The following is a 14,224-nucleotide window of genomic DNA, read 5'->3' as shown; positions in this document are numbered from 1 at the left end:
ATATTCTAATTTCGACGCAAAAAACCTGGCAGAGACGCAAATATTTGGATACAGACGTAAATATTCTAATTTCGACGCAAAAAACCTGGCAGAGACGCAAATATTTGGATATCGACGTAAATATTCTAATTTCGACGCAAAAACCCTAGTGGTAGACGCAAATACATAGATATCGACGCAAATATTTGAATTCCGACGCAAAAAACCTAGTGGTAGACGCAAATATCTGGATACAGACGTAAATATTCTAATTTCGACGCAAAAACCCTAGTGGTAGACGCAAATACATAGATATCGACGCAAATATTTGAATTCCGACGCAAAAAACCTGGTATAGACGCAAATATTTGGATATCGACGCAAATACCAGAATTCCGACGCAAAAAACCGAATGGAGACGCAAATATCTGGATACAGACGTAAATTATTCTAATTTCGACGCAAAAAACCTGGCAGAGACGCAAATATTTGGATATCGACGCAAATACCAGAATTTCGACGCAAAAAACCTAGTGGTAGACGCAAATATCTGGATACAGACGTAAATATTTTAATTCCGACGCAAAAAACCTAGTGGTAGACGCAAATATTTGGATACAGACGTAAATATTCTAATTTCGACGCAAAAACCCTAGTGGAGACGCAAATACATAGATATCGACGCAAAAAACCTATTTCAGAAGCAAATACCTAGATAACAATGCAAATCCACTAACCTATACGCGACCCAAAGGTGCAAATTCATTCAATACTTACTTCTCTTTTTTCTGCGGTTGCTTCTTTTCTTTATTTTGCTGAGTGTTCTCGCCTAAATAAGTCGTTTTATGTTTCTTTTGCTCTTTTATAAAAGAATCAAAGTCCCAATTAATCACTCATATCATTCCTTTCAAGATGGTCAATCTTAATATTGACGTTTCCAAGGAAAATCATGAAGTGAATCGTTGGAAATTATGGGTTGAACAATGGATGAAGACTTGGAAAGATGGAACAGTCCCGGGGAAAGGACTTCATAAGGTTGAAGCGCGAGCTTGTGCCGGCGAAAGTGACTTCATAAGCGGAATGAAGTCTCGAACCGATGGCTCTGACCCGTGAAAAGTCCTTCATTAACAGAATGAAGACCCGAAGCGCGAGCACATGCCCGTGAAAAAGCCTTCATGATCAGGATGAAGATTCGGACCGCAAGCACATGCCCGTGAAAACCTTCATAATCAGGATGAAGACTCCAACCACGAGCTCGTGCCGGCGAAAAAGCCTTCATAAGCGGAATGAAGACACGAACTGCGAGCACATGCCCGTGAAAAAGCCTTCATGATCAGGATGAAGATTCGGACCGCAAGCTCAAGCCCGCGATAAGGTCTTCATAAACAGGATGAAGACTCGAAGCGCGAGCACATGCCCATGAAAAAGCCTTCATAATCGGGATGTAGACTCAAACCGGAGGAACAGGCCAACGAAAAAGTCTTCATATGTAAAATGAAGAGTGCAAGCTATAATACCTGTAGCAATGCTCTTTTATATAATTGACCAATGTCAGAAAATGCAGTATTGTCCACGTGGTATTTTTATGGTACATTTAACTTACCGTCATATGCGTTCTTGTTCAGGAGGTGTCGTTTTATATGTTGCATGGAATTCTTGTTACATTATTAGTAATCGTATGTATAGGGTTAATCGTAGTTGTTTTATTACAATCTGGTAAAAGCGCAGGTTTATCTGGGGCTATTTCAGGTGGTGCCGAACAATTATTCGGAAAACAAAAGGCTCGTGGCCTTGATGCGGTATTACACCGAATCACAGTAGTCCTAGCGGTATTATTCTTTGTTCTTACAGTTGCTGTATCATACTTTGAGTTATAAAATTAGTCGAAAAGCGGTTAGACAGATAGATGTCTAGCCTTTTTTATTGCGCAGAAAACACACTTTCCGGTACGATAGTAGAATACCGAAAAAAGTGCAAAATAAGCATAATAGAAGTCAGCATAAAGGAGTTATACATAATGAAAATCAAATTACCTCAACCTTTCTTTTTTGAAGGTGGAGAAAAGGCAGTCTTATTACTACATGGTTTTACCGGGAATTCAGCAGATGTAAGGATGCTAGGTAGATTCCTTGAGAAAAAAGGATACACCTGTCATGCACCAATCTATAAAGGGCATGGTGTACCACCGGAAGAATTGGTCCATACCGGTCCTGAAGACTGGTGGGAGGACGTTATGAATGCCTATCAATTTTTAAAAAATAAAGGATACAATGATATTGCAGTCGCTGGATTATCACTTGGCGGGGTATTTTCGTTAAAATTGGGATACACTGTACCTATAAAAGGGATTGTGACGATGTGTGCCCCAATGTATTTGAAGAGTGAACAAGTCATGTATGAGGGGGTTGTTGAATATGCACGAGAGTACAAGCGATTTGAAGGGAAATCACCTGAGCAAATTGAACAAGAAATCGAAGAATTTAAGAAAACCCCAATGGATACTCTGAAAGCATTGCAGAACCTGATTGCAGAAGTTCGGGAAAATGTTGATATGATTTATTCGCCAACATTTGTAGCACAAGCTCGTCATGACAAAATGATCAATCCTGATAGTGCAAATATTATATATGAAGCCGTTGAAAATGATTTTAAAAAGATCAAATGGTACGAGGAATCAGGACATGTCATTACCCTAGATAAAGAACGTGACCAACTGCATGAGGATGTGTACGCATTTTTAGAGCAGTTAGATTGGTAACGGGAGGGATAGATAAATGGAACAGGAAATCCAAAATCATATTAATAAATTATTGGACTTTATGAAAGAAGAAGCTTACAAACCTCTAACTGTCCAGGAACTTGAGGAAGCCTTCGGAATCTCAGGATCAGAGGATTTTAAGGATTTTGTAAAAGCACTTGTGGTGATGGAAGAACAAGGCTTGGTCGTTCGAACACGTAGTAATCGATACGGGCTTCCAGAAAAAATGAACCTTGTCCGTGGTACAATCACGGGTCATGCGAAAGGTTTTGCATTTGTTGTACCTGAAGATAAAACAATGGACGATGTGTTCATTCCACCAAATGAATTAAAAAATGCCATGCATGGGGATACCGTGCTTGTCCGGATAAGCTCCGAATCTACTGGTCAACGTAAAGAAGGAACAGTTGTCCGGATTATTGAACGTGGCGTAAAAACGATTGTTGGTACATATACTGAAAGCAAAAACTTTGGCTTTGTTATTCCCGATGATAAAAAAATCGCCAACGATATTTTTATTCCAAAACAAGCATCAAATGGTGCAGTTGAGGGACATAAAGTTGTTGTTAAACTTGTCACTTATCCTGAAGGTCGGATGAGTGCAGAGGGGGAAGTTGTCCAAATTCTTGGACATAAAAATGACCCTGGAATTGATATACTATCTGTCATTCATAAGCACAGCCTTCCACAGGAATTTCCGGGGGAAGTGCTTGATCAAGCGAACAATACTCCTGATACAATCAATCCTAGCGAGATCGAAAATCGACGTGATTTACGAAATGAAGTCATCGTAACGATTGATGGTGCTGATGCAAAAGACTTGGATGATGCAGTAACAGTTACTAAGCTTGAAAATGGTAATTATAAGCTTGGAGTTCACATTGCCGACGTTACTCATTATGTTACAGAAGGCTCACCGATTGATAAAGAAGCTAGTGACCGTGGAACAAGTATTTATCTCGTCGACCGCGTAATCCCGATGATTCCACATCGCCTATCAAACGGTATTTGCTCCTTAAATCCTAAGGTTGACCGTTTAACCCTTTCTTGCGAGATGGAGGTCGACCAAAACGGTGTCGTGGTAAAACATGATATTTTCCAAAGTGTCATTAAGACAACTGAACGAATGACCTATTCTGATGTGAACAGCATACTTGTCGACAAAGACGAAGAACTTAGAAAACGCTATGAGCCACTTGTTCCAATGTTTGAAGATATGGAACAACTTGCTGCAATCCTTCGTGAAAAACGAATGAAGCGTGGCGCAATTGATTTTGATTTTAAAGAAGCAAAAGTTCTCGTGAATGAAGAGGGTGCCCCATATGATATCGTCTTACGGGAGCGATCAGTTGGTGAACGATTAATCGAAGAATTTATGTTGCTTGCAAACGAAACGGTGGCAGAGCATTTCCATTGGATGAACGTACCGTTTATTTACCGGATTCACGAGGATCCAAATGAAGAAAAACTAAGACGTTTCTTAGAGTTCATCACGAACTTTGGTTACATTGTGAGAGGATCGGGAAATTCGATTCATCCACGTGCGTTACAGGAAGTAATTGAAGCAGTTCAAGGCAAGCCTGAGGAGATGGTTGTTTCAACCGTCATGCTCCGTTCAATGAAGCAGGCAAAGTATGATCCAGAAAGCGTTGGACACTTTGGATTATCAACCGACTTCTATACGCATTTTACGTCACCAATTCGACGTTATCCAGACTTGATTGTTCATCGATTAATCCGAACATATTTAATCCAAGGAAAACTTGATAATGCGACCCAGGATAAGTGGAAGGAAAAACTTCCAGAAATTGCGGAGCATTCCTCTAATATGGAACGTCGTGCAGTTGAAGCTGAGCGTGAAACAGATAGCATGAAGAAAGCTGAGTATATGATAGATAAAATCGGTGAAGAATACGATGGCATCATTAGCTCCGTGACAAACTTTGGAATGTTTGTGGAACTTCCGAATACAATTGAAGGACTTGTTCACGTAAGTTATCTCACTGATGATTACTATCATTATGACGAGCGTAGCTACGCAATGATTGGTGAACGCACAGGCAATGTGTTCAGAATTGGAGACGAAATTACGGTACGGGTCATCAATGTGAATAAAGATGAACGCTCGATTGACTTTGAAGTTGTCGGCATGAAAGGAAGCCGCCGAAAGTTTTCGAAGGAACAACCTACAATCATAAAATCCGAAAAAAGAAGAAGCCGAACTAAATCGAATGATGAGAACAAGAAGAGCGACCGTAACAACGATGGCGAATGGTCTACACGAAAGCCACGTAAGAAAAAGAAGAAGTATGATAATGTACCACCACAGAAAAGTAAGAAAAAGAAAAAGAGAAGATAAGCGAGAGTACTCCATTAGTGGGGTACTTTTTTGATTTCTTTCAACTGAATAGTTACATTACATGAACATATACTAACTGATGTTATGTTAATGGCATTATTGGATTTTATTGGAGGTTAAAATATATGAACATGAATATTGAAGATCGCGTAAGTCGTGTAGCGTTGATAGGGACCGGTTTAGTTGGTTCCAGTTATGCATTTGCCTTAATGAACCAGGGGATTGTCAATGAATTAATCATGATTGACGTAAATGAGGAGAAAGCCAAAGGGGATGTACTCGATCTCAATCACGGAAAAGCATTTACCGGAAACCCTACACTTATAAAGTTTGGTAATTACAAAGATTGCAGAATGGTTGATTTAGTTGTCATTTGTGCAGGAGCCAATCAAAAGCCTGGAGAAACTAGACTAGATTTGGTAGAAAAGAACCTTAAAATTTTTAAAGAAATTCTAGATAACGTTATGGATAGTGGATTTGATGGAATTATATTAGTCGCCACAAATCCAGTTGATATATTAACATATGCGACTTGGAAATTTAGCGGTCTGCCGAAAGAACGTGTTATAGGTTCAGGCACGATTTTAGACACTGCGAGGTTTAGGTACTTATTAGGGGATTATTTTAATGTTGCCCCGAAAAATATCCATGCCTATATTATTGGAGAACATGGTGATAGTGAATTGCCAGTGTATAGCTCCGCGTACATAGGAGCACTCCCGATAAAAAAATATATGGAGCAACATGATAAATATAGAAAAGAAGATTTAGATGAAATTTTTAGTCGGGTACGAGATGCGGCCTACGAGATTATTAAAAGCAAAGGAGCAACCTATTACGGAATTGCGATGGGACTAGCGCGAATCACGAAAGCGATATTCTCGAATGAAAATGCGGTACTAACGGTTTCCGCTCATATGGACGGACAATATGGACAAGAAAATGTGTATATTGGGGTGCCCTGCGTGATAAACCGAAATGGAATCCGAGAAATCATGGAATTGGAGTTAGATGAAGAGGAACAACAAAAATTTGAGAACAGTGCAAATTTGTTAAAAACGATACTTGCACCATATTTTTGATGAGGTGAAACCAAGAGATTAGCTTGGTGAAAATGTTATGGAAGCAAAACCTCTTCGAGTATTGAGAAACTAAAATTGTCTCGTCGTGATACATTTAAAAGAGTCATCCACAATTTAATCCCAGTCACTATCGGTAACGATTCATGGCATGGATGTATTTCTATGCGAATAAAGCAAATATTGAATGATTCTTAAAAGATCCAGATGGCGTACTGGGTCTTTTTATATGAAAAATATTCCAATTGCGTTCCAAATGAATTATACTTGTGTAAATTTATAAGGGGGTAAATTGGGATGGAGGATTGCTTTATTTGTAAAAAACACAACGGTCTGATTCAAACGGCAGGGGAAACGATTTATGAAGACGAGTATGTGTTTGTAGGACACATTGATCATAATGGCGAAGATAGTTACCTTGGTCATATCATGATTGATTTAAAGAGACATGCACCAAGTCTTGCAGATATGACAATGGAGGAAGCTAAGGCATTTGGCATGATTATGGCAAGAGTGAGTCAAGCATTAAGGGAATCTGAACAAGCTGAACATATTTATTCTCATGTATCGGGCAATGCAGTCCCACATCTTCACATGCATATCGTCCCGAGATATCCGGATACACCAAAGGAGTTTTGGGGTCCAGGGGCTGTGTATGATTGGCCTGAAGCACCAATGGGGAATAATGAACAGATTGTTCAAGTTTGTAGAAGACTAAAGGATTACTTGGAGAATACGAGTCATGAGTAACTTTGAATGGGTTGGCTCGCAGGATAGTTTTGTTGATACATTATCTGTTCAAAAACATGGGAACCTAATCATAGGTCGGTTCGGAGGTAATTCTTCAGCGGGGCAAACTAAAAATGAAGATGGCTGTTTAGTGTGGCAAAATGAATTAGAGGATTGGGAATTCGTCATACTCCTTGATGCTCACAAAACTGCAGAAAGTGCCGAATTAATTCTAAAAGAATTCAGCAAGAGAAAACGGTTGATCAAAACTTTGTTATCAGGAGCAATCGATGAAACCTTTAAGCGCATTGAAGAAACCACCTTACAAATTTTTCAGAACCCCGAATTCCAAACATTGTGTCGGAAAGTTAATGGGTCAACATCATGTCTAATTGTGCTTAGAAAAGACAAATATATTTGGTGGTTTTCAGTTGGCGATTGTATCTTGTACTTGTTCCATCCAGAGTTAGCAAAACTCGGACAATATCAAGTGAATCAACGACATTTTTTTGAATGGATTGGCGAAGTGAATACCTTTGAACTGGCTGTTCCATGCTATAGCACTGGACGGAAGGAATTAAGAAAAGGGTTGAACCATTTATTCTTAACTACCGATGGCTTACTTGAATGTCCAGGTTTACCTTATGATTATCCTCAAAAGATACAGAAGGAATTTGTAGACCATCCAAATGAAGATGCCGTTGGAGCTTTATTAAAGAAAATTCAATCGCTAAGCGTTAGAGATAGTACAACAATCATCTCTTGGTTTGTGAGTTGTGGTCAAGATGCAAGTTTACCTTGCAATCAATAGCCCCACCTTGTGATATTGTCCAATTTTTGCTAAAATAAAAGGTACCGTGTTAAGGGGGAAATCAATATGCCAAAAGGTGTAGGCAAGGTAATCGCACAAAACAAAAAAGCAAATCATGATTATTTCATTGAAGAAACCTATGAAACAGGAATTGTTCTTCAAGGGACTGAGATTAAATCCCTTCGCAATGGCCGTGCAAATTTAAAGGATTCGTACGCACGTGTTCATAACGGTGAAATGTTTCTCTATAACCTGCATATTAGCCCTTATGAACAGGGTAACCGACATAATCATGATCCACTTCGGACAAGAAAATTACTTCTTCATCGAAAAGAAATTAATAAACTAATTGGTTTAACAAAAGAAGAAGGATATGCTCTTGTTCCAATCAAGATTTACTTGAAAAACGGCTATGCTAAGCTATTATTAGGTCTTGGTAGAGGTAAGAAAAAATATGACAAGCGTGAAGACCTGAAGAAGAAGGAAGCAAAACGTGATATTGAACGTGCCTTCCGTGAAAGACAAAAGATGTGATTTTACAAAAACTTACAATTGAAATTGTAAGCACATGTGCTATAATAAGACTTGTGGTTGACAATTGAATAGTCAACGAAAGCACAAACACTTCTTCCGAAACACCCAGATAACTGGTGATTAAGTTCATCATTATCTTTTAGAATGAATGGCGAAGTTTCGCCGCTTATCATTCGACATTTGGGGACGCTACGGATTCGACAGGGGTAGTTTGAGCTTAAGTTGCGAGTCGAGGGGATCGGCCTCGTTAAAACGTCAAAGCCAATAACTGGCAAAACAAACAACAATTTCGCTTTAGCTGCTTAATAACAGTCTATAGCGGTTCCTCCCTCCATCGCCCATGTGGTAGGGTCAGGGACTCACTTTAAGTGGGCTACGCCGGAGTTCGCCGTCTGAGGACGAAGGAAGAGAACAACCAGACTAGCTGCTTGGAAGCCTGTCGATAGGCTGAAAAGTTAGCGAAGCGCTAATATATCGACTACACTCGTAGATGCTTAAGTGCCAATATCTTTGGACGTGGGTTCGACTCCCACCGTCTCCACCAAATACATATACTTGGTGGTTACATACGACTTAGATACGGACTCACCGATTATGGTGAGTCCGTTTTACATTTTGAAGAATTATTCTTCAAATGTAACTTTCTTTTGTAATAATTCTGGGCTGTACTTTCCATTTCGGGGAGTAACATAACATTATCATAGTTTTCAAGGATCCAAATACTATGATTTCTTTTTCTATCGACTCTTAGAAAAGATGTAATACACTCTAATGTATAAAACACATCTTCCTTGTTCTTTATTGTTAGAGTGTGAGAGTCTTTGTGTTTATCGGGTTTGTAATTCTTTTTATTTATTAACATATTGACAGCTTAGTAAGAGTAGGCTTATATTCAGATTAAATATTCTATATTTTTGGAATATTAAATACCTTGATAGTGTATAAAAAAGATAGAGGAGAGGGGACTGAGATTAATTTGAGAACAAGCACTGTAGCCGAAGCCGTCCGTCGTACGGCCGCACGGGTACCACATAGTACCGCCATTGTGTTCGATGACAGGAAGTGGACTTACCGTGAACTTGACATGGCGGTCACGCGTATCGCGCGCAAATTGCGTGAACAGGGGGTGGAAAAGGGAAACCGAGTCGCCTCATACGGTAAAAACTCCGATCTGTATGTTCTACTGTTTTTGGCTACGGCACGTTTAGGGGCCATTCACGTTCCTGTGAACTTTCAGCTCCGAGCCGGGGAACTCGACTACATACTCGGTGATTCCGATCCAACGTTCGTAATTGCTGACCGGGACCTTGCCAACGCAATCTCTCAGACTAGGTCGAACAGCCATCGACAGGTACTAAAATTCGAGGACGAAATCCTGGAGTGGGCTTGCCGTAAAGACATCCGTCCTGTGGAAGATGATGAGTTCAATGTCACGGACACGGATGTCGCTCAGTTACTCTACACCTCGGGCACCACATCGGACCCAAAGGGTGCAATCATGACGCATCGTGCTCTTATGCACCATTACATGAGTTGCATCCAAGGTCTTGATATCAAGGAGTCAGATCGTGCGCTCCACTGTTTGCCCCTTTACCACTCTGCGCAAATGCATGTATTCATGCTGCCGGCATTGTTGGTGGGTGGCTGGAACAAAGTGCTTCCTGCTCCCGAGGCCGGTGCTGTGCTTGAAACCATTGAACGTGACGCAATCACGTCGTTCTTCGCCGCTCCAACTGTTTGGGTTTCAATCGCGAATCACTTTGACCTGACAACCCGGGACCTCGGGAATCTTCGGAAGGCTTACTATGGAGCTTCGATTATGCCTGGACCAATACTCGAACGACTGCAAAAGTGTCTGCCAAAGCTCGGTTTTTACAATGTGTTTGGCCAGTCAGAGATGGGTCCTGCCTGTACGGTCCTACGTCCCGAGGAACATGCGGACCATCCTGGTTCTGCAGGAAGACCACTTCTCTTCGTCGAGGCGCGCGTCGTGGATGACGAAGGTAATTGTGTGCCTGCTGGTGAACTCGGCGAAATTGTGTACCGTTCGCCACAGCTATGTCTAGGCTACTGGAATAAAAGTGAAGCAACAGCCAAGGCGTTCGCAGGTGGTTGGTTCCACTCCGGAGACCTCGTGAGGCAGGACGAGAATGGATACATTGAAGTAATTGATCGGGTGAAGGATGTGATCAACACTGGTGGTGTGCTGGTGGCTTCTCGCCAGGTAGAGGACTGCATCTACGAGTTGCCCCAAGTCAGCGAAGTCGCAGTTGTCGGTATACCAGATGAAAAGTGGATAGAGGCAGTTACTGCCTTCGTTGTCACCAAAGCTCCGGTGTCTGAGGAGGAAATCCTCCAGCATGTCAGGAATAATTTAGCCAGTTACAAGGTGCCAAAGAGAGTAGAGTTCGTGGACGAATTGCCGCGAAACGCCAGCGGTAAAATTCTCAAACGTCAGCTGAGGCATGTCGGAGATTCAAAGAGCACTACATGAGTCTGTCTAACATTTTTAGTTATTCAGGATTGGAAGAAAGGATTTCTAAATGTTCCTCCATTACTGCTTTCCACAAAACAATAATAAAGTAAAAAGGAGGAGATATGATGGAAGAGTTCGTTTTACAAGCGATTCAAGATGAATATCCAGATGAGTTTGCATGGTGCTATGGGTGTGGGAGGTTAAATGAACACGGTCACCATTTCCGAACCGGCTGGCACGGGGAAGATACGATAACCATTTACAAGCCAAAGCAGGAGCATATTGCTATTCCAGGTTATGTTTATGGCGGCTTAATCGCGTCGTTCATTGATTGTCACGGAACAGGTTCAGCTTCATTAGCACTACACCGTAAGAATGGACACGAAGTTGGAGCGGGTGTTGAACCACCTCGGTTTGTAACGGCTTCATTAACAGTAGATTTTATCAAACCGACACCTCAAAACGTACCATTAAAAGCGATTGGTAAAGTGACAGAAATCCATCCAAAGAAATGGAAAGTGGCTACAGAAGTATTTGCAGGGGATACAATGTGCGCACGTGGGGAAGTGGTTGCTGTGGTCATGCCAGCAAATTTCGCAAAAAATGATTGAGATTCTACAACTACAAAATGCAAACGAATGTAAGTATTATTTGATGAATGAACAGTTACGAGAACTAGAAGAACATCTAATCGTACATTGAGAAGTTTATCCAGTAGACTTCCAAAAATGGAATGTTCATTAACCGAGCATGGAATAAGAATTGTAGAGGAAAAGGAAACTGAGGACAAAAAAAGCCGTTAAGTACGAAAAAGCTATAGACTCGCATCTATAGCTTTTTCCATTGTTCTATTATTAGTTCTTTGCTCCATAACTAATCAAGTTAGCAAAAATTCGATATCCGCCAGGTACTTGGGCACCAATTTGGCGGTAGAATACAAGGTTTGTGTAAAGGTAAGTACCTTCACCGTATTCAGCCATTAAGATTCCGCTTGTGAATGGGTCCTCGTTAGGGTCTGCCATAGAAACGAATGTTTCATAGCGGTCATCCCATTTCATTGGGAAGTAGAGACCTCTTTCTTGTACCCAGTTATCCCAGTCTTTGTCAGTAATCTTGTTAGGGAAATTAAAGAGAGCATGTTCTGGTTGAGTTACGGTAACCTTTGCATTTTCATCCGTTACGCGCCAACGTATGGATGGATTTCCTATTTCTAAATGGTATGGTGGTGTTAGGTCAGCATCCCATGGGTCTGCAGAAGTTACGTATTGCATCACTAGATGTCCACCATTTCTTACGTATTCTTTTAGTCTTTCATTATTAGCTAATAGATCTTCTCTGCCAAGTGTCGCTCTAATGCCAGTTACGATTGTGTCGTACTGTGAAAGATCTCCACTTGCTAAATCTTCTGGAGTTAGCTTTGTAATATCAAACCCTGCATTAATGAAAGAATCAGCAATTGTGTCAAAGCCGCTATCGATGTATCCAACCTTTAAATTATCAGGTTTTAATAATTCGAAAGCAACGCCGTTAATCGCAGCTGGATACAGGTAGTATGAATCATTGATATGCTCATATTTAATTTCCTGTACAGTTGTGTTAAATGACTTTCCGTCTGCTTCCGCAATGGCTTCAATTGTAAAATTACCTTCAGCAATTGTTGCAGGTGGGACTAATTTAAATGATACTACTTTTTCCTCGAATCTTTCTGTGAAATTTATATCCCCTACTGCAGGCTCACTCGTCCAGCCTTCTGGTAGGTTTAAAGATACTTTTGCTGTTTTAGCTCCATTGGCATAGTTTTTCACCTTAACTGAAACTGGAATTTCATCTTGGATATTGGCTGTATTGACTGTAATGTTCACAGGATCAGGTGTCACACTTAATTCAGGAAGCACACTTACTGTGTTATCTAAGTCGATAACGGATGTCGTTTCAACACCATTTTCCTTAAATGTAAGCTCTGCTTGAATCACAGCATGATCATATGGTTGGAAATACTCTGCATCTGCAGGAACCGTAACATTAAAGCTTACAGTCTTTGCTTCACCTGGCTTTAAATGCTTTAACTGGCTAGTACCTTCATGCTTCCAGTTTTCAGGAGTAAGTAACGCCGCTTCAATATGTTGGATTTTTTGCTTTCCGTTATTTGTAACAGTAACGTTTACTTGCGTTTGTTCACCTTGTGTTAATACATAAGAACCAATTTCGATATCAACATCAAGGTTTGACGAAACCAAGCTCACTTGCTTAAGTTGTTCTTCCTTTAGTGTAAGCTTATGAAGAAGGTCGTTTTTAACTGCTTCATCAAGGTTAGCTGATTTTGTACTTGAAATTAACTTTTGAACAGCACGTAAAGCTTTTTGAGACTCTGGTAAAATGGACTCGCGATTTGGGTATAGTTCAATAATTTTTTCTAAATTATTTTGCAATGTATCTAATTGCTCACTTAGATTTTTAGCTGGAATAATATCTGCCCACGCATGGAAATCATAAGGAATTCCTGCAAATAGATCATTTGATTCTGCTTCAACTGCTGACTTTTCTAATTTCAGATGTTGTTGCCTTGGTTCAACTGGAATATCACGTCCCATTCCTTGGCTCTTATGTAGATATCTTGATGCTTCACCAAGTTGTGGGTAACTCATTCCATAGATTGGATCATAGTCACCAATTTCAATGGATGTTGTAGCATCAGCTTTTGAAACTGGTAAGTAAAGCTTTTTAATCTGCCAAGGCTCCAAACCGTTTTCTAATTGCTCTGGGAAAACAGAAGGATCTGCAGCGTCTTCAAATGCTTTAACTGATAGGATATTAATTAATCTGTGATGTCCATGTTGGCTGTCGACATTTAGGAAGGAAGGCATGACAATATCTGGTTGATACGTTCTGATAAATTTGATTAAACGCTCATACGTTACGTCTTCTCCCCATTTTTCAAGCGTTTCATCTGGCGATTTTGAAAAACCAAAATCATAGATAGCATCAGAAGTGGTCTCACTTAAGTGATAAGCTTTAACACCATTTACCTTTGCTGCTTCAATCATTTCGTTGGAACGGATAATTCCAAGTGCGTTTCCTAACTCATTTCCGATGGCATTTTGGCCACCTTCACCGCGGTTGGCTATCAAACTAGCTGTTTTAACTCCGAGCCCACGGGATAAATAGGCAAGAAAGTCACTACGTTCATCATCTGGATGTGCTCCTGAGTTTAAGAATGTGACAGTGGTGTCTAGAGGCTTAACTACATTCCAAAGTTCAACATCTGCTTCACTTTGTTCTTGTGCAAAACTGAGTGGTGGGAATAAGGAAGCAAGTAAGAGAATGGACAACAGTAAATAGAGAATTTTTTTCAATTTGTAACCCCTTTCATTTTTTTAGATTCAAAAAAGTAACAAAAATCTCCTTTCCCTTAGGATTTTTTAGTTAGTAATTGAAATTAACTAACTAAAGATAATACCTTTCAATTTGAATTATAGTATCTATCTGAATATTGTAAATA

General features: G+C 40.2%; 11 protein-coding genes and 1 other RNA gene. 11 read left to right on the top strand and 1 reads right to left on the bottom strand.

The features are described 5' to 3' along the window. Positions 1–933 precede the first annotated feature (933 nt). The 11 genes from BTHG_RS26740 to BTHG_RS09605 all read left to right on the top strand — a co-directional run bounded on the left by BTHG_RS26740 (position 934) and on the right by BTHG_RS09605 (position 11,336). A complete protein-coding gene (locus BTHG_RS26740) occupies positions 934–1,092 on the top strand; it encodes a hypothetical protein (RefSeq protein WP_157256159.1) in 159 nt (52 codons plus the stop codon). Positions 1,093–1,622: 530 nt separating this feature from the next. Next, positions 1,623–1,856 (top strand): preprotein translocase subunit SecG, encoded by a 234-nt coding sequence (secG, locus tag BTHG_RS09645; protein ID WP_010676548.1) that lies wholly within the window; start codon positions 1,623–1,625, stop codon positions 1,854–1,856. A 140-nt stretch (positions 1,857–1,996) separates the two neighbouring features. Next, the gene (locus tag BTHG_RS09640; protein ID WP_010676547.1) at positions 1,997–2,737 is read left to right on the top strand and encodes an alpha/beta hydrolase; all 741 of its coding nucleotides are present in this window, start codon (positions 1,997–1,999) and stop codon (positions 2,735–2,737) included. 16 nt (positions 2,738–2,753) lie between these two features. Next, complete coding sequence (gene rnr / locus BTHG_RS09635) at positions 2,754–5,096, top strand: ribonuclease R (protein WP_010676546.1); 2,343 nt, start codon at positions 2,754–2,756, stop codon at positions 5,094–5,096. A 125-nt stretch (positions 5,097–5,221) separates the two neighbouring features. Then, on the top strand, positions 5,222–6,178 hold the full coding sequence (locus BTHG_RS09630) for an L-lactate dehydrogenase (protein ID WP_010676545.1): 957 nt from the start codon (positions 5,222–5,224) through the stop codon (positions 6,176–6,178). A gap of 294 nt (positions 6,179–6,472) precedes the next feature. Beyond that, positions 6,473–6,925 carry an HIT family protein gene (locus BTHG_RS09625; protein WP_010676544.1) on the top strand — a complete coding sequence of 151 codons (453 nt, stop codon included), beginning with the start codon at positions 6,473–6,475 and terminating at the stop codon, positions 6,923–6,925. Continuing rightward, the gene (locus tag BTHG_RS09620; RefSeq protein ID WP_010676543.1) at positions 6,918–7,715 is read left to right on the top strand and encodes a protein phosphatase 2C domain-containing protein; all 798 of its coding nucleotides are present in this window, start codon (positions 6,918–6,920) and stop codon (positions 7,713–7,715) included. Before BTHG_RS09625 ends, BTHG_RS09620 begins: the two co-directional genes overlap by 8 nt. A 66-nt stretch (positions 7,716–7,781) precedes the next feature. After that, entirely contained in the window at positions 7,782–8,249 is a 468-nt protein-coding gene (smpB, locus tag BTHG_RS09615) for an SsrA-binding protein SmpB (RefSeq protein WP_010676542.1), read from the top strand. Positions 8,250–8,431: 182 nt separating this feature from the next. Continuing rightward, positions 8,432–8,793: a transfer-messenger RNA gene (gene ssrA, locus BTHG_RS26225) on the top strand. Positions 8,794–9,225: 432 nt separating this feature from the next. After that, positions 9,226–10,743, top strand: coding sequence for a fatty acyl-CoA synthetase (locus tag BTHG_RS09610; protein WP_232284447.1), 1,518 nt, complete (start codon positions 9,226–9,228; stop codon positions 10,741–10,743). A 107-nt stretch (positions 10,744–10,850) separates the two neighbouring features. Then, positions 10,851–11,336, top strand: coding sequence for a PaaI family thioesterase (locus BTHG_RS09605; RefSeq protein ID WP_010676540.1), 486 nt, complete (start codon positions 10,851–10,853; stop codon positions 11,334–11,336). A 243-nt stretch (positions 11,337–11,579) separates the two neighbouring features. Here the strand turns inward: BTHG_RS09605 and BTHG_RS09600 are convergent, their stop codons facing one another. Next, positions 11,580–14,078 carry an NEW3 domain-containing protein gene (locus tag BTHG_RS09600; RefSeq protein WP_010676539.1) on the bottom strand — a complete coding sequence of 833 codons (2,499 nt, stop codon included), beginning with the start codon at positions 14,076–14,078 and terminating at the stop codon, positions 11,580–11,582. Positions 14,079–14,224 lie beyond the last annotated feature (146 nt).

It is taken from the genome of Bacillus timonensis (assembly GCF_000285535.1).
Taxonomy (GTDB): Bacteria; Bacillota; Bacilli; order Bacillales; family Bacillaceae_L; genus Ferdinandcohnia; species Ferdinandcohnia timonensis.
This window is presented reverse-complemented; position numbering and strand designations above follow the sequence as displayed.